This is a genomic window from Roseobacter sp. TSBP12 (assembly GCF_009129705.1).
In the GTDB taxonomy this organism is placed as follows: Bacteria; Pseudomonadota; Alphaproteobacteria; order Rhodobacterales; family Rhodobacteraceae; genus Celeribacter; species Celeribacter baekdonensis_A.
Map to the genome: position 1 here is coordinate 66,018 of NZ_PYIB01000028.1, position 16,691 is coordinate 82,708.

10 protein-coding genes are annotated in these 16,691 nt (G+C 61.2%); 3 read left to right on the forward strand and 7 right to left on the reverse strand.

The genetic code is table 11. From position 1 onward, the window contains the following. Positions 1 to 2 precede the first annotated feature (2 nt). Both C8029_RS08675 and C8029_RS08680 read left to right on the forward strand, forming a co-directional pair. A complete protein-coding gene (locus tag C8029_RS08675; protein ID WP_009570266.1) occupies positions 3 to 965 on the forward strand; it encodes a Crp/Fnr family transcriptional regulator in 963 nt (320 codons plus the stop codon). Further along, positions 940 to 1,464 carry an Hsp20/alpha crystallin family protein gene (locus C8029_RS08680; RefSeq protein WP_226946289.1) on the forward strand — a complete coding sequence of 175 codons (525 nt, stop codon included), beginning with the start codon at positions 940 to 942 and terminating at the stop codon, positions 1,462 to 1,464. The genes C8029_RS08675 and C8029_RS08680 overlap by 26 nt, the downstream gene beginning before the upstream one ends. Before the next feature lie 545 nt (positions 1,465 to 2,009). On the opposite strand, the gene C8029_RS08685 is transcribed toward C8029_RS08680, so the two are convergent. The 3 genes from C8029_RS08685 to C8029_RS08695 form a co-directional block, all read right to left on the reverse strand. Further along, positions 2,010 to 2,525: a hydrolase gene (locus C8029_RS08685; protein WP_152002742.1), complete on the reverse strand. Its 516-nt coding sequence runs from the start codon at positions 2,523 to 2,525 to the stop codon at positions 2,010 to 2,012. Positions 2,526 to 2,604: 79 nt separating this feature from the next. Further along, positions 2,605 to 10,875, reverse strand: coding sequence for a GH36-type glycosyl hydrolase domain-containing protein (locus tag C8029_RS08690; RefSeq protein WP_152002743.1), 8,271 nt, complete (start codon positions 10,873 to 10,875; stop codon positions 2,605 to 2,607). Between the two features lie 119 nt (positions 10,876 to 10,994). Further along, positions 10,995 to 12,011, reverse strand: a complete 1,017-nt coding sequence (locus C8029_RS08695; RefSeq protein ID WP_193217624.1) for a universal stress protein — start codon at positions 12,009 to 12,011, stop codon at positions 10,995 to 10,997. Between the two features lie 346 nt (positions 12,012 to 12,357). Between C8029_RS08695 and C8029_RS08700 the strand changes: the two genes are divergently transcribed. Further along, a complete protein-coding gene (locus C8029_RS08700; RefSeq protein ID WP_152002745.1) occupies positions 12,358 to 12,570 on the forward strand; it encodes a hypothetical protein in 213 nt (70 codons plus the stop codon). Positions 12,571 to 12,594: 24 nt separating this feature from the next. Here C8029_RS08700 and C8029_RS08705 read toward each other — a convergent pair whose 3' ends face one another. From C8029_RS08705 to C8029_RS08715, 4 genes are all read right to left on the reverse strand, one after another. Further along, positions 12,595 to 14,598, reverse strand: coding sequence for a protein-L-isoaspartate(D-aspartate) O-methyltransferase (locus tag C8029_RS08705; RefSeq protein WP_152002746.1), 2,004 nt, complete (start codon positions 14,596 to 14,598; stop codon positions 12,595 to 12,597). Positions 14,599 to 15,135: 537 nt separating this feature from the next. Further along, positions 15,136 to 15,783: a BON domain-containing protein gene (locus C8029_RS08710; protein WP_152002747.1), complete on the reverse strand. Its 648-nt coding sequence runs from the start codon at positions 15,781 to 15,783 to the stop codon at positions 15,136 to 15,138. A gap of 177 nt (positions 15,784 to 15,960) precedes the next feature. Next, positions 15,961 to 16,197 carry a hypothetical protein gene (locus C8029_RS22000; RefSeq protein WP_193217629.1) on the reverse strand — a complete coding sequence of 79 codons (237 nt, stop codon included), beginning with the start codon at positions 16,195 to 16,197 and terminating at the stop codon, positions 15,961 to 15,963. Between the two features lie 69 nt (positions 16,198 to 16,266). Continuing rightward, positions 16,267 to 16,530, reverse strand: coding sequence for a hypothetical protein (locus C8029_RS08715; RefSeq protein WP_009570274.1), 264 nt, complete (start codon positions 16,528 to 16,530; stop codon positions 16,267 to 16,269). Positions 16,531 to 16,691: the final 161 nt, after the last annotated feature.

Below are 16,691 nucleotides of genomic sequence, written 5' to 3' on the forward strand. Positions count from 1 at the left end.
ACATGATTCAGACTGCGCGTGATTTGGACATGAGTGTGCCTTGGCCCCGAACCGATCTCCACGCAGCTTTTGCAGCGTGTCGCGGATGCAAGTTACGGGGCTCTCAACTCTGCCGCATCGTCAAGGATGAGCCTGTTTTCGACATTCATCCGCCAATTATCCGCCATTTCAGCCGCGGAAAACGAATTTTCGAACAAGATAGAAGCAGCGGCTTTCTCGGAGTTGTCCGACGCGGTTATGCACGAAGATCGGTGATAAAGGTGAGCGGCAAACGCATTCTGGTGGGTCTGGCGATGCCCGGAGATATCGTTGGAGGACTTCCCGGTCAGGAGCGCGACTATGATTTCGAGGCCGCCACCGACATCGAAATCTGCTGTTACGACAGAGCGACGGTCAAGCGGCAACTGGAAATCAATCAACGCTTCCGAAGGCTGATGCTGCGAGAGATAGACCATCAGCACCATAGCCTTCTCGGCCTGCTCTGGCGCAATGGCACATTGAACAGCCGCGAGCGGATCATCGCCTTCCTCGTCAAGGCGGCCGAGTTCATGCCGAGCGAGCCGCTCCCCGACGGGAGTCTCGTCGTGAGCATGGAAATCGATCGGGGCGACTGGGCCGACCTGACCAACACCGCGGTCGAGACGATCTGCCGGACATTGCGGTATCTCGAAGAAAAAGATCTGGTGACCAGCCTTACTCCATACCGGTTCCTGATCCGCGATCTCGGCTTGCTCGCGAGCATTGCGGGCGTGGAGCCACCCGCACGTTGCGTGGGAGAGAATGGTCGATCAAAGCGGATGGAAAGCCGCTTCGGGTTACTGAAATCTGACGACAGGATGACCGCCGTCAATGCACTGCAGCGCGGTGCAAATAGACTCAACGCTGTCATGAAACCTGTGGCCGTGCAGAAGGGCGGCCTTGCCAGAAGGAGACCTGAGGATGCCCAAGAAGAAGTCCGAAATTGAAGTTCGCAGAGAGACGCCACCAGCCGCCGCCGAAGGGTGGCCATCCATGCTTTCGCTCAGAAACGAGATCGACCGATTGTTCGACGATTTCGGCGCAGGACTCTGGCGGCAACCGCTGTCGTGCCGGGTACATTCGTTGTTCCCCGCAAGTTCCGAATGGGTGCTACAGCCAGCGACGGAACTCGTGGAATGTGACGGTGAATACCGGATCACGACCGAACTGCCCGGCATGGCCGCCGAGGATATCGACATCAAGATGAGCGATGGAACGATTACCATTCGCGGTGAAAAATCGGAGGAAAAGAAAGAGGAGAAGGAGGACTACCTCGTCAGTGAACGCCACTATGGGGAATTCCAGCGCACCCTGTCCCTGCCCTCCGGCGTCGACGCCGAGGCCGTTTCTGCAGATTTCGCCAACGGCGTGTTGACCGTGACGTTACCGAAGACCCCGGAAGCGAAACAGAAGGAACGCAAGGTGGAGGTGAAATCCGCCGCCTGAGCCGACGACGCAGTCGAAATCCCTGCACCTCCATCGGGTGGAGGCGCAGCCTTGCCCCTGACCTGTCCCTCAACGGCCTGCTGCCGGGGTTTATTTCTTGATCGCCGCCTTGCGGATCTGGTGGATCTGGTCAAAGGCCATGGTTACGAATTCAGCCGTGGCCGAGCCGGGGTTTTGTGCCGCAGGGGCATTCAAAACGGCGGTACCACCAGATTTTCATCCCCATCCAATAGCCAATTCAAATCAGGGAAAAGCCGGACGCATGCCGGCGGCCAACGTCTCGAACGTCAACGATCAACCCGGCAGAACATGCTCTCGTTGCGGTGGGCATGACTTCGTCGCATCCGAAACCACAACATCAATCTGAAGCGGGAAAAGCCTTATGCCATACAACGGATACCCGCCTTGCATTAACCCTGAAACAGCTCGGCATGAGGTTCTGAACGGAGCATGACCGAGCGCAAGATCGCGGTGTCGATGATTGCCTTCCCGGTGTCATCCTTCTAGGGCATGTAAATCCGGTTCCCACTTTTGCGCGGCATGCTCTAAGCGACGCAGATTTCCGCCACACCGACGACGTAGTTCTTGCCATAGGCTTTCGCGCAACGCGGGCAGGTGGTGTAGAAGAAATAGATATCGCCCGACGTTCCGCCGCGCTTGCGGACCAGTTCCTGCATCTCCCGATACCAGTTGCGGGCCTCACGATAGGGTCCCTCAAAGACCTTGGTGACGAAGTCCCCGGACAGCGTTGTCATTTCTTCGTTTTCGACCGGCTTGCCGACGGAAAAGTAGTGCTCGCTGGCCCAAGGCGAGGTGTCCCGGGTCAAAACGATGCAGTCGTCCGAATCGAACGCCCCGGCATCCTCGATGTGGCCTTGCACACGGGAAAACACCCGGCCCATATTCAACGGCACATGCATGGCTGACATCGTCACTGCCCGCACCATGGGTTTGTCGCGGAAATGCAAATCCTGCCCGTCCCATCCCTCGGGATTGAACTTCGGACAACACCCTGTCGTGTTGATCGACATGTCGTAGTGTGGCAATTCGTTGATCCGCATCGGCCTTTCTCCTTCATCATCTTTTGCTTCAGAATAGACAGATCGGCACATCCGGCATTGATGGCACGCAAGCGGGCGTTCATGATCTCGCGTTGGCCTGTCGCCCACGCTCGGTGCTGCCACGGCGGACTTGCACGCGAACCAGGCGGGTCGATCCGTCGGTTGGAAACTCAACGATCGTGCCGTCTTCACCGCTCCCGTCCTGTGCCTTGGCGACACTTCCATCGCTGCAATCGACTTGCAGCACTTCTATTGCAATGGATCCGGCCTGTCCCCGCACCGTCGCGCGGTAACCGGTCCAGTCCGCCGGAAGGCAGGGTGCGATGCGCAAGGCGCCTGCCCGCAGTTCCAGTCCAAGGATTCCTTCGACCGCCAGGCGCCACGCCCAGGCCGCGGCACCGGTATACCAGGTCCATCCGGCCCGGCCTTCGAACGGGGGCGTGCCACCGACATCCGCCGGAATGACGTAGGGCTCACCGCGGTAGGCGCGCATGTCCTCAGGGTGCGCGCTGCGGCGCGCGGGGTTGATCAGGTCGAATATCCGGTACGCCTCATCGCCGTCCCCGAGCCGCGCAAAGGCCAGCCCGAGCCACGTGGCCGCATGGGTATACTGGCCGCCGTTCTCGCGAACACCCGGCGGGTAGGCGCGAATGTAACCGGGATCGCGTAATGTCTTGTCGAAGGCCGGTGTCAAAAGCCGGACAAGCCGGTGTGCAGGATCAATCAAATGGGTGGCGGCTGACCGGAGTGCCTGTTCGGCGCGTGCCCGGTTTGGAGCACCTGCCAGAACTGCCCAGGACTGGGCGATGCTGTCGATCCGACACTCGTCATTCTGCGCCGATCCCCATGGGACACCGTCATCGTCAAAGGCGCGTAGATACCATTCGCCGTCCCAGGCGCAGGTTTCCGCAGCCTGTCGCAGTTCCTCCGCACGCTTGCGCCAGAACCCCGCCTCATCCGCCCGGCCGGACAGATCGGCCAGATCCGCACAGGCATCGCCGCAATACGCCGCGAACCATGCCAGCCAAACACTTTCACCGCGCCCGTGACAGCCAACCCGGTCCATGCCGTCGTTCCAATCTCCGCTTCCGATCAATGGCAGACCGTGCGCCCCCCTGGTTGCGCCGCGCTGCATCGCACGAAGGCAGTGATCAAACAGCGTGGAGGGTTGTCCGATCTCGAACGCGGCATAACGGTCCTCCTCGTCCTCGGCCAACGGCGGGGCGGAAAGAAAGGGCACCTCCTCCTTCAGGATGGAGATGTCGCCGGTCGCGCGGACATAGGCATGGGTCGCGTAGACCAGCCAGAGCATGTCGTCTGAACAGCGGGTCCTGACACCGCGGTCCTCTGGTGGATGCCACCAGTGCAACACATCGCCCTCTTCAAATTGATGGCGCGCACAATCGAGGATATGGGCGCGCACGCGATGCGGCTCGGACAGAAGGAACGCCATCATGTCCTGCAACTGATCGCGGAACCCGAGTCCGCCGCTGGCCTGCTGGAACCCGGCACGTGCGAGGATGCGGGAGGCGAAGGACTGGTAGGGCAGCCAGCGGTTCACCATCAGGTCGAAGGCCCCATCCGGTGTCTCGACCTGGATCGCCCCAAGACGGTGCTGCCAGACATCCGACACAGCCTGAGTGGCCGCAGCCGCCTTTTTCGGTGAAGCGAATGTCTTGGCGAGTGTTTCGATCTCGGCCACGCTGGTGGCAGCCCCGAGCACGAAGACCACCTTTTCCACAGCACCTGGCGCGATATCGAGGTGCACTTGGTAGGCCGCGCAGGCGTCCTCCACCGAATCTGTTCGCCCCCAGGGGCTCCAGCGCCGCAGACCTTCAGGCATTGCAGTGCCGCCGGGGCCCAGGAATGCCTCACGGTCGCACGTCATCGCATGTGCCTGTCGACTGGCAGTCAGGAACGCGATCTGACCGGCAAATGCCGGTGACCAGCTGCTTTGCGCAATCAGCGCCCGCGCCGTCCCGTGAAAGCCTGTCCTGACATGCGGCTTGGCGATCGACGGCGTCGCCCCGAGTTGCCAGTCTGCATAACAGGTCGCAGTGATGCGCCGCGGGCGGGCGGTGGTGTTCGTCAACTCCAAGCTGAACAGCTTGACCGGCGCATCCTGTGGCACCGAAATCGAAAGCCGTTGCCCCAGCCCCTGCGATGATCGTTCCCAAACCGTCTCGCCCGCCCGGTGCGTGATGCGGCATTGTGCCGGATCGCCCGTTGGCAACGGTGTGACCGTCCAGACCCGCGCTGTTTCCTCGTCTCGCAGATAGATCGCTTCGCCTTGCATGTCCGCGACCGGATCGTTTGACCATGGCGTCAGGCGGAATTCTCCGCTGTTGAGGCTCCAGGTGAAACCCAGCCCGGATTCCGTGACGATCGTGCCGAACCTGTCGTTGGCAATGACATTGCACCACGGCACCGGGGTGGTTAAACCCGGCTCGGTCTGTATGAGATAATCCCCATTGTCGGGGATAAAGCCCCCAAGGCCGTTGTCACAAATCAGGTCCTCGGGCCGTTCCAGTGGCTTGAACGCCTCGGTCACCGGTCGGCCGCCGGGGTCGAAGACCGGTGGTTTGACGTAGTTTTCCTGCCTTGTCGGCAGCGCCGCATCCAGCGTCGGCGCGGCACCATCAAGCGTCACCCGCACAAGGGTCTCAAGAGCGCGCACTTGGGATGGAGAGATTCGGTCAACGCTGTGCAGATGAATTCCGCCGTCGCCGCCAAGCCCCTCGGCAAGCCCGGCATCGCGCAAAGCGTCGCGCAGCCTTGCGGCGATCGGCGCTTCGTAGCTTGAGGCCTTTGTGCCAAGAATCACAAGATCGGAGCGCAGGCCATTTCGTCTGAGCCAGCGCTGCGCGCGCACGATGGAGGGGAGCAGATCGGCACCGTCAGCGTCCGCAACTTGAACGAGTATGATCGGGTGATCGCCGGAAACGCCAAGCCCCCAAAGGTCAGGCTGTCCCGGCCCCGCGGTCTCTCCGTCAGCGGCAGTCCGTGCCGCTGACCTGAGCAGGCGGGTGGCGAGGCGCTGTGAACCGGCCATATCCGATGGTGTCAGGCCGACACGATTTGCCTCATCTGCGGCAGATCGGGCTGCATCCTCAAAGGCCCAGTCCAGTGCGGCGACGGTCGCGTAGCGTTCTGCGGTGTCGATTGCCGCCTGCCGCGACCCCGCCGCAATTGTGAGATATGCAAATGTCGCACGCTGTCCCGGCGCAAGACTGACTCGCGCCCGCAGCGCGGCAACCGGATCGAGGGTCCAACCTGCCGCCCCCGTCATTTTCGCGTTTGCGGCGTCGAGATACGTTCCGTGGCGACCGATCAGCGCCCGCCTGTCCGTTTCGGCGCCAACAGGGACCACGTCCCGATCCTCACATAAAAGCCGGTGCAGCATCACCGGAGGCGCATCTTCGGGCCGACGTGGACGCCGGGTGAAAAGCAAAGCATTCATTTCCGGCAAGATCTCGCTCCTGACAAAGAGCTTGCTGAAGGCAGGATGGCGTTCATGCGCCGCATGCGGTGCAAGAACCGGTTCAGCATAGGTTGTAACGTCGACCACGCGGCGCCGGTCGTCATGATTGACCAGCGTAACGCGCCGAATCTCCACGTCATCGGCTGCAGCGACGCAAATCTCCTGGGTTGCGGCGATGTTATGGTGCTGCAGGTGGAAGGTCGCTTTCTCGGCGTGAAATATCACATCCACCCAGTGTTCGGGCGTGCGCCGAAATTCCCATATCCCGTCATCCTCGGCATCGCGCAGCAAAAGCCGCGCCGCGCTGTTGTCGACAACCTGATCACAGGCCCAACTGGTCAGCGACTGCCCGTGCCGCCAGATACTCGCCGTTGCCGCGCTCGACAGCCAGACCGAGAGACTACCGTTCCCGAGTGTGTGGACCTGCGGCGCATCCGTGTCCTCGGCGGGCCAGCCATGCAGCGGGCGAACACGTCGTTCAATCTGCTCCGGCAGCGTCGACCCTGCGTTCGGCAACGGCTCTGGGATATACTCCCACGGCACCCGTTCATGCATCAGCAGATCAATGGCTGAAATGCGCGGGTCCCGGTTGAAGCGACGCACGAAAACGCTGTCGTTGAGCGCGTTGCCAATGGCGGACAAAAGCATGCCCTGATGGTGTGCCATATAGGTGAAAACCGGCACATGGGCGCCGGTTTCAGGTAACCGCGAAGGTGTGAAGTCAACTGCATCATAGAACCCGTAGCGCCCCCGGATGCCAAGCGCGTCGAGCCGGCGCAGATTGCTCACGGCGGCCCCCGGTCGGACTGACAGCGCGAGCGCACTGGCGTAGGGGGCAACCACATAATCCTCAGCAAGTCCCTGGCGCAGGCCAAGCCCGGCCACGCCGAACGCGCGGTATTGGTAGTTCTGTGCCGTGTCCCGTGCGGCGAATGCGGCTTCCGACACGCCCCAAGGCAAACCGAGCCTGTCCCCGTAGCGACGCTGAATATCGACGGCGGCCTGCTCGCTCTGGCCAAGCAACTGACCCGGCGCACTGCGGATCAGAAGCGCCGGCATCAGGAACTCGAACATCGACCCGTTCCATGACAGGACCGTCAGGGGGCCGGAGGACCGCGAGATCGGCCGCCCCAGGTGGAACCAGTGTTCTGCCGGAACATCGCCCTTGGCAATGGCGATGTAGCTGGCCAGCCGCGCCTCGGACGCGAGCAGATCGTAGCGATGATCATCCATCCGGTCGAAACTGAGATTGTATCCGATAAAGAACGTCCGGGTTTCGCGGTCGTAGAGGAACGAGAAATCCATTCCCATCGCGAGCGTGTCGGCCTTCTCAGCAAGGGCCAACAGGTTGTCGCGCAAAGCCACCCCTGCAGTCTGTCCAGCGGAAATGGCGGTCCGTAGCTCCGCGCCTTTGACGCCGGTTTTCGTGTGGCTTTCAATACGATCCTGCATGCATTCGAACACCTCATCAAGCTGCCCGAGCGGCAGGTTCAGGCACAGCCTTTTGGCCATCTCGGCGGCGCGGTCATCGACCTCCATCCAACCGTCGATCGCCAGCCACGGGCAAAGGGCATCGAGATCACGCAGGAAACTTGCCGCGTGATGGCGGCAGCGCTCGAACCAGAAATGCAATTCGCCCGGATCGGCACCGGGCGTGGCGTCCAGGGCATTCAGAATAGCCCCGGATAGCTTGGGCAAGTCTTCTTCGAGACTCCGACAGAGGGCACTACGCCAGCCAGCCGGATCACCCCGAGCCGCTTCGGCACTGTCGCTGAGGGTGCGGATCAGCCCGCGTATCACTTGCGAATGCTCGGTCGGCAGGTCTCCGGTGGCCTCTGTCAACACGCCAAGCGTGTCGATGAACCCGTCCCAGAGTGCCCGCGACAGCGCCGGGCCATTCGCGGCCTCGACGAGGCTTTCGCGCAGGGTCAGAAGTGCCACCGCTAGGTTGCCACTGTCCACCGTCGAGACATAGCGAGGCTCCAGCGACAGAAGGGCGCGCGTATCGAACCAGTTCACGAGATGCCCTTGGTTGCGCTCAATCCGCAACAATGCCTCAAGCGCATACTCTGTCCGCTGTGCGAGGTCGCGCAGCCCGATATGTCCGAGATCAAGTGCCGTGATGGACGACAGAAATTGCATCCCGACATTCGTGGGCGATGATCGGTGGGCGATTTTCGCCTCGGGATCGGTCTGGTAGTTGTCGGGCGCAAGCCAGTTGTCCTCGGGGCCGGCGAAAGTCTTGAAATAAGCCCATGTGCGCCGCGCGATGTGGCGGAGCCACCTACGGTCTATGTCCGAAAGGCTGTCCTTCGCGGGCTGCCATGGCCGGCAAATCAGGTACGCGATTTCTGGCGACAGAATCCAGAGCACCAACAGCGGCAGTGCTCCGGGCAAGGCGGCAGGAGCCAGAACGGCCAGTGTGGTCGTGATGGTGAGACCAAGCAGAGGTGCGCCCGCCATGTCGATCCAAAAGCGGGCTCGCGTATCGGCCCCGGTCGCGGCAACCTGGGCGGCTGTCGACCATTCCAGCATGTTGCGCCGCGACACGGTGAGCCGCCACAGAGCACGTCCGATGGCGTCGAGGCAGATCACGGCCTCGTTCGCCATGAATGCGATTTCCAGAAGCCATCGGCCAGCGTGGTCGCGCAATTGTCGCCAGCGGTCCTGCACGGTACCGCGGCGACGCCCGCGCGAGATACCCGTGACGATATAGGTCACGAGATAGGTGCCGGGGGCCGCCACGGTCAGCAGGGTCCAAACCAGCGCCGCCTCGGGAATCACGAGCCAGCCGCAAAGGGCCAGCAGCACAAGGGACGGAGCGATCAGACTCCGGCGGAGATTATCAATGATCTTCCAACGATCGAGTGCAGATAGAGGATTGCGCAACCGATCGCCGCTGCGCCCCGGCACCTGTCGGCCAAGCCAGGGCGACAATTGCCAGTCCCCGCGAATCCAGCGGTGCATACGGCGTGCGAAATCCGGATAGCGCGCCGGAAATCCTTCGTAGAGCACGATATCGGATGCCAGAGCCGCCCGCCCGTGGAGTCCCTCGAACAGGTCGTGGCTGACCAGCGCGTTTTCCGGAACCCGGTTCCCGAGGCTGCGCCGAAAGGCCATTGCGTCATAGCCCCCCTTTCCGGTGAAAATCCCTTCGCCGAAAAGGTCCTGGTAAACGTCGGATACTGCGCGGCTGTAAATATCGATGGCAGTGTCGCCGGTGTAGAGCCGGGTGAACGGCGAAACGGCCCCCGCTTGCGGGGATATCTCGATTCTGGGCTGGATGACCGTGTAGCCCGCGATAACACGCTCTCCCTCCGCGTCGAATTCAGCGCGGTTGAGCGGATGGGCAAGCGCGCCAAGAAGGCTGTGCACCGCGCCCGGGGGCGCAATCGTGTCGGCATCGAGCGTCACGATAAACCGCGCGGCGCGCAATCCTTCGACATCCCCCTCGGTCAGGGGGAAGGCATCCCCTGACCCGTCATGCAGGAAGTCGTTGAACGCCTCGATCTTGCCGCGTTTGCGTTCCCAACCCATCCAGATGCCGTCCACCTGGTTCCATCTGCGGCGGCGATGGAGCAGGACGAAGGGCGCGGAGGTCGCGTATCGACGGTTCAACTTGCGAATTCCGTTGATAAGCGCCGCCTCAAGCGCTTGGTCCTCGTCCGTCACTTGTTGCGCGGCATCGGCAGGGTCGCTCAAAAGCGCGTAGTGCATCCGCCGATCCGGGTTTGTCAGCATGTGACGTTCAAGCTGCGCAAGAACGGGAGCAACCTCGCCGGGACGTCGAAAAATGGCCGGGACGATGACGGCCGCCTCGACGCCTTCGGGCAGTCCCTTTCGGAAATCCATCTTGGGCAGAACTCTGGGCGGCACGATCTGCGTGACGAGCCAATTGGTCACCGTCATCGCAATGATCAAAGCCGGCATGGTCAGCAGCAGACCACCAAGCGCAAGCGCAACGCCACTTGCATCCCTAGCGATGAGCAGCGCCAGCGGGACGGCAAGCGCCAATGCGGCAACTCCGACAAGGCCCGTAACGTAGACCCATCCCGGTCGGCGGAGCGCCAGACGGCGCAAGGCTCCGGCGTGCTTGCCGCGGTAGCCCGTCAGAGCCTCGAACTCACCACGACCGCCATCGACCAACCACCATCCGACATGGCTCTGGCGCGGTGATCCAATATGTCCGCGCGACATGCGAACCGCCTCGCGCGCGATGTTCGGCTCAGACTGTCCGGTCCCTTCGGCGAGGTCCTCGATCGCCTGCCGATACCGGTCTCGCGTTTCAAAATCCATCTCGGGGTATAACCCGTTAGGTGACCTACGCAGGATTGCCTCGACATGGCTTGTCGCTTCGACAAATGCTTTCCAGTCGATCCGCTCAATTGCGGCAAGCGCCACGATCGCCCGCGACAGGGCGTCGGTGGAATCCCGGTCTTGCCAGTTCCCGGGCCTCTCCAACCCTTGAAAGGGTGGCGCGAGGTCCGGGACAAGACAACAGAAGGTCGTCACGATTTCTTCAAGCGCCACGAGCCGAAGCATCGCGGGGACTGCCCAAAGTTCGGCGAGGGAGAACCCTTCCCTGCCTTGGAACTCATTCACGAAAGCTGTGACGGTGGCTGCGTCGATTTGCGCATGCCTTTCGTCAATGTAGCTGCGTGCCGCGAGAAGCACGCGCGGGCTCCCCCGCGCTTCAGGCCACGCGGATCGGGCAAGGCGTCGATAGAAAGCCGGTGGCATATCCTCGCGCACCTGACGCACCGCCCGACGCACATGATACTCGTTGTCAAGCAGCCACTCTGCCGCCTTCGAGACTTCGGACGGTGGCGCGCGGCAGATGCGCCGCGCCTCATCCAGCCACGCGGACATCCTGTCGAGGTGCTTCCATACCGGTACGGCCCTTGGAAGACCAGGATGCACGCAATTGTGCTGTCCTTGGTCTTCGGACGCAGCGGCGACCGGTTCCTGCAGCTGCGAGGAGGGCACCGTCATGGATCTTGCCGCAAAGCGGTAGGCCATCTTGGTGCGGTACCGCCAGCGCGATGATTGCCCAACTCTGCGTTCCGGATCAGCAGGATCGGGGTCACGGCACGAGAGAGAAGATACTCCGCCGTGCTCCCGATGGGCAGATCGGGATCGTTTCCCAGCCCGCGGGCCGAAAGCACGACGAGTTCGCCCCGTTCCTCGCAAATAGCCTTCATCAAAGCCCTGCGTGGCTCATCGCCACTGAGCCGACGGACGCGGTTGCCATGTCTGTGGACCGGGAGCAATCGACGCAAACGCTGAAGCCGATCTTCGACCGTATGTGCCGCCTCTTCCTTGAGTTCACGCCAGAGCGCCTCATCTCCCTGTCCCGTTCGTCCCGTGCCGAACGCGCCAACATGCGAAACAGCATGAAGGATGACGAGTTCTGCCGCGCGGGCCCGCGCAATCGCGGCGGCGAAGCGAAGCGCGGCTTCCGAAGGCGCCGAACCGTCCATTGGGACAATGATACGGCGGGTTTTGGGAGGCTCACCTGCAATCTCGCCCGGAACGATCAGAACCGATCCCTGAAAGACCTCCGCAAGATGCCTGGCCGTCCCTCCGAGGCCCCATCGGCTCGGGGGGCCGAAAGTTCCCGTGCCCAAGACCAGAAGATCCACATCGCGTCGAAGCGCCTCGTCGTGGATGCACCGCGCGGCCGAACCGCAGGCCACGACCGCACATATGTCGGTGGTTGCCCCGGTCGTGTCGGACATCCGCAGGAGATCGGCAGTCTCATCTCGTCTGGTCAATTCCCAGTCGACGGGATCGGCGCACCGAATTGTGGACGGCCCGGCGGGCACAACTCGCATGGCCGTCAGGTCTGCCCCCGTCTGGTTTGCCAGCAATACAGCTTGTTCCAATATGCGCGCGGCATCAGGGGACCGGTCGAGGCAAGCCATCACATGGCGAAACAGGCGAGCGTCGCTCTCCCGTTCATCTGGCCTGTCCTCGGTGGCCGGTCCGGAATGAATATCAGGCATGGCTCCCCCCCCCCCGTCCATGAGACACTTCGTTAGTACTTGAAGCATGGGCCTAAATGCTATCGGCAAAGGCGTGGCGCTCATTGACGGCGCGCAATTCGCTCGCCTTGTGCCTAACACCGCCATGACGCGGCCAAAGAAATCTGACGTCATTGACATCTGTCGATGACGCGGTTTGGACTGTGTTCAGAATGACACGGATAGTGAGTGCAGACGTTGCTGTCGTGTTTTGCCCGAATGCATTGTCGAGTCAGATTATTTCAGTGGCGCTCAGATACTCGGTGTGCGTCTTGGAGCGCGGTTCGTGAACGCTGGAGCGGCCGTAAGAGGTATCAGATCTGGCAAAATGTCGGCCATTGACCGCCATCATCGACAGTACGATTTCGCGGCACCAGATTGGTCCGAGGGTCGCCGCACCGTCATGGCCGAACGCACGAGGTCGCTGGCCGGGCTGCGTGTCGTCCGTGGTGGTGAGGACGAATGCAAACGGCACTACGCGACGTCCCCGACCGGCGGCGATGCTGCTGTAAAGAACACGCCACCCCTTGAAACGGGGTAACGTTTTCAGCGGGCAGGGTTCTGTTCATGTCCCAAAGGGATAGGTATCGGGCAGGCCCCGAATCTGTCCCGTCGCCAGCGGCATCACCGCGCTGGTTTTGTCGACCCAGATATATTCGTCGAACTGGCGGGGAAGCTCGGCTTCGAAATAGTGGCTGGCAAGCTCGGTCTCGGGGCGATAGATTACCCCGATCGCCCGCTCCAACCTCGGCTTCGACAATTCCGTCGCGACGTCCAGTTCGTGTCCCGCCCGCAGCGGCAGGATAAGTCCCGGCAGGCCGGAAAGGTGGAATTGCCGCTCATAGCTTTGCAGATGGGATGGCCTGACCTGCTTGACCTCCATGGGACCGTTCCAGTCGCTGGCCGCGGCGACCGTACCACGATCTGTACCCATCCCGATCCGGTAGCTTTCGTTGCCGAACCCGCGCGCACAAAGCTCGCCCAGGTTGCGCTCCCCCCGACGTGACATTTCGGTCGCCCGGGCATCGCCGATATGGGAATTATGTGCCCAGACCACCGCGCGTGAACCTTCTCCGTGGAATTTCATGACGTTCAGAAGGGTTTCGAACATGTGATCGTCGCGCAGGTTCCAAGAAGCGCGCGAGCCGTAATACATGATCCGGTAATATTTCTCGGCATTGGCCACCAGTGCCGCGTTTTGCGCCGCGTCCAGAAATCTCTCGCCATCGCTTAGCGCATATTCCTGACGTTTGCGCATCAGATCAATGAGCATCGCGGTCACATCGTCCTCGCAGTTGCGATAAGCCCCTGTGAGGGCCGCGTGACCGTAAGCCGCCGGATCGGCCTCCCACGGGCTGAGGCATCCATAACGGTGGCGGGCGATCCGGGCGAGATCGGGGTCAACATCTTCCAGATAGTCGATGATCGCCAGCGTTGAGTTGAACAGGCTATAGAGGTCCAGACCGTAGAAGCCGACGCGGGTCAGCGGAGCACGCGGCGCATTCCAATCGTGCAGCCAATCGGTAAAGGCACGGACCTCCTCATTGCGCCACATCCATGTGGGGAAACGGGCGAAAGCTTGCCACTCCGACGGCGGCATCTCGCGGTGGCGCACATAGTGATCGATGCGGGCGGCGTCGGGCCAGTCGGCCTCGGCGGCAACAATGGTGAAGCCCTTTTCCTCGATCAATCTTTTCGTGATGAGCGCGCGCATGCGGTAGAACTCGGACGTCCCGTGGCTTGCCTCGCCAATCAGAACGACGCGGGCATCGCCGATGCGATCCATCATCATGTCGAGCGGTGCATTCTCCACATCCTCGAATGGCTCGGCGAAGGTGCGAATGAGCCTCGGCAATGCCTCGGACTGGCGTGGACGGTGCTGGATCAGGCGCGGAGGTGCTGTTTGCGTGTCCTCCGGCTCGCCTTCCCAGCCCTGTTCGCCGATCAGGGGCACGAAGCGCACATCGGCCAGATCCTCGCGGTCGAACTGCCCCTTGTCGTGCCGCGTGACGCGAACCAATTCCTGGGCACGCGGGTCGCTGCCCACGGGCACCACCATCCGCCCGCCTCTGGCCAATTGGGACTTGAGCGTTTCGGGCACGAAGGGTGCTCCAGCCGATACAAGGATCGCATCGAACGGCGCCTCGTCTTCCCAGCCCTTGGTGCCGTCACCATGAAAGACGTGAACATTTGCATAACCAGCGTCCTGCAGCGCCGTCGACGCCTTCGCGGCCAGCGTTCCATGGCGTTCGATGGTATAAACCTCGCTCGCAATTTCGGCCAGAACAGCGGCGGCATAGCCCGAACCCGCGCCGATCTCGAGCACCTTTTCGCCCCCCTTGAGTGCCAGGGCCTCGATCATGTAGGCCACGATATAGGGTTGCGAAATGGTCTGACCGACGTCGATGGGCAGGGGACGGTCCCAATAAGCCTGACCTTTCAGGTGGTCCGGCACGAAACGTTCGCGCGGCACTCGTCCCATCGCATCCAGAACCAGCGGATCGCGCACCCCGCGCGCCTTGATCTGACGTTCGACCATTTCCTTGCGAAGATCATTATAGCCAGACATGTCAGGTCTCCTCTCAGGCCCTCCTGTGACTGGAGAATTTCCGCTATACCGATCCAAGCGTATCCTTGATCACTCCACCGCAGCTTCCGGGCAGAGCCTCGGGTGGCGGTGCAGGTGGCAATTCGCTGGGCGGTTCGGGATACTCCTCCGGTGAAGGTTCTGGCGTCTCCTTTGGCGGTGTCCCCGGTTCTTCTGATGGCACCGGCTCAGAAGGCTCACCACCTACCGCGAGCGTTGCGTCCTTTTGTTCAGCACTTTCAAGTTGTATCACCACAACGGATATTTCTCTTTGTCAATTTCATTACATACCTGCATCACGTGCGCACCCTCACCATTGACGGCAATCAACTGATCCACCCTGCTCTCCTTACGAGCGGTTCTCCAACCAAGCACATATCGAAACAGGCATCCCCCGCCCAATCCTCGTACATCGGTTGAACGCATGAACTGGACCCAAGACCTGACTGGGGGGTGAACTGCTTGCAAGGTATGGACGGTCCGTCACCTCGCCGCGCCGTCCGGTTTGAAATCGGGCGGTCACAGCACCGCCAGATGATCAATGACGTTCGTCACCCCGGGAGCCGCCCACGCCGCGCGCTCCGCACTCCTGCGTTCGCCCAGATAACGGACTTTCCCCTCAAGCGTCACGGTCCCATCATGAACCGCCACGCGGATTCCTGTGGCATCGAGTTCCGCATCGCGCACGAGGGTCTTCTTGATCCGCTCCGACACGTCCGAAGCCTTTACCGCAGGTCGAACCTTGAGATGGTTGTTGATGCCGATGACGCCCGTCAACCGGCCGATAGCCCGTACCGCAGCATCAGCCTGATATCGCCATTCCACATCGCCCTCCAAGGTGACCCGGCCCTTGGCGATGGTGGCATGAATTTTGTCTTCCGGCACCGATATGTTCCAATTCAGCAAATTGGCGACGCGTTTCGCGATCTCATCGTCGGCTGTGATATGGGCACCAATTGGTCGAACCTCAAGTTCGTCGGCGATCGCACGGACACCCACGACGTTTTCAACGATGTCCAGCGTTGTGAGCTTGTCGCTGTAGCTGCGGACATGCCCTGTCAGCGTCACGACGCCCTGATCGACTGCCACGCCAATGTCGGCAGCATCAATGCTTGGCTCGAAATCAAGCTCGTCGATGATATCCAGTCGTAGTTGCTTGTCAGTCATTTCTTCCTCCACTTTGCAAACCACATTAGCGATGATATCTACGCGTATCCCTATTGGCATTGACGGCTCGCAACGACCATTCCGAAAGGCGCTGGACGAGGGCCCGACCTCTCCGAGCCAGCGTGTTCTCGAGGCCAGAACACGCGACGATTATCCTTCGTAGCAGCTCATTCCATCTCAGGAATGGATTTCTCCCGAAATCAGGAACTCGCCCATTTTCTTTAATCGGACGATGTAGTTGCACGCCACATCCGATACCGCCGCTGCCCGGTCACCTCGTGGATCAGACCCCGCGTTTCCATCCACGCAAGGTTGCGCTGGATGGCGGAAACGAGTGGCCAATCGTTCAGCACCGCGCACAAGCGTCGGTTCCAACACCTCAACCTTGGTCAGGTCGATGAGGTAAACGGCCATGAATCCGTTCTTGCAGGGGCACGCACCTGTCTCAATCAGGATGCCTTCCTTAAGGAACTCGCGGACGATTCACTTGACTGTGGTCTCGCCCAACTCAGTGTGTCGCTGTATCGTGCCCTTATCCATGATCCGCAGCTCGATGTCATCGAGAAGGTCGAGGGGAGTGTCGATGCCCTTCTCATCGCGCATGACATCGAAGGAATAATCGTCGATGGCGTTGCGCATGTTGTTCTGCGCCATCTCGTTTTGCCAGATATCGACGATGTGGTGATCCTTGACGATCCCGATGATCGACTGCGCGACATCAGCTGTCACCGTATTCGACCACAGCATTTATCTTGAGACACCTTTGGAGGTTCTTGAAGAGCGTCTTGTTCAAAGATGGCTGGACAATGACCACACGCCCGAAGACGCCCATGCGCGGGCACTCTCGAACGACATTCCCAATGCCAAACGCGTTACGAAAAACACGGACGGCGCCGACCAAATAATCA